Source organism: Vibrio sp. 1401, assembly GCF_033340295.1.
This window is the reverse complement of sequence record NZ_JAWOWF010000302.1, coordinates 1-752: the sequence shown is the minus strand read 5'-3', so window position 1 is coordinate 752 and position 752 is coordinate 1. Positions and strand designations below refer to the sequence as shown.

Annotated in this window: 1 pseudogene; it reads right to left on the bottom strand. The window is 54.4% G+C overall.

Annotated features, from left to right (window positions below):
• Window positions 1-736: pseudogene (locus R7Z77_RS25250) on the bottom strand (hypothetical protein); the annotation flags it as partial.
• Window positions 737-752 lie beyond the last annotated feature (16 nt).

Here is a 752-nt window from a genome sequence, read left to right as displayed (position 1 = left end):
CAATCGGGGTGTAACCAACAGAGCCATAGGCAGTAGTTACCGTCAGGTTCTGAGAGCCAGACCCAACTGTTACCTTGGAACCGTCACCACTGAACAGGTACAGGCTGTATTCGACAGGTTGTTCACCAATGCTCACAGCCTGCCCCACCAGCCCGGCAACTTTCATCCCGTTGTTGTCCTGCGTAGTTTGTTCAGCCTCATCCGGAGTTCTGTCCCATTGGAGCAAACACACCGGGTCACGAATTGGGTCTGCGGCCATAGCCACATCCTCTTTCGTGGTGAACCGGCAAGGCACACCCGACTCTGGCAGGGCATAGATTTTCACCGGGTCAATAACCTGGCGAATTGTCCATGATTCAGCCGAGAGCTTGGCCGTCCCTTTCCAGGTATTGATGTCCACAACCAAGATGGGTGAGTTCGGCGCGGAGGTCATGACAAGAAGACTGGAAGAGCCGACCACATCAGGAACAGCCGGTTTAACCGGAATGCTCAAACGACCACCTGACGCACCGAAATCATGTTGGCTCATGATCCCCATTGTCTGGCCTGGCTCGATACGCACCCCATTAACCACCAGCGGTACTTTCGCATCAGAACGTAGGGTCGCAAACACGTCGTATGAACCTGTCACGACAGCACCATCACTGAGCGTCAGCGGCTTGGTCTCGATGATCCGCTTGCCATCTGCATGAACAAATTCATGAGTGACAGCGGGGACCATAACCTTGCCATCCATCCCATCCGCCAGCATT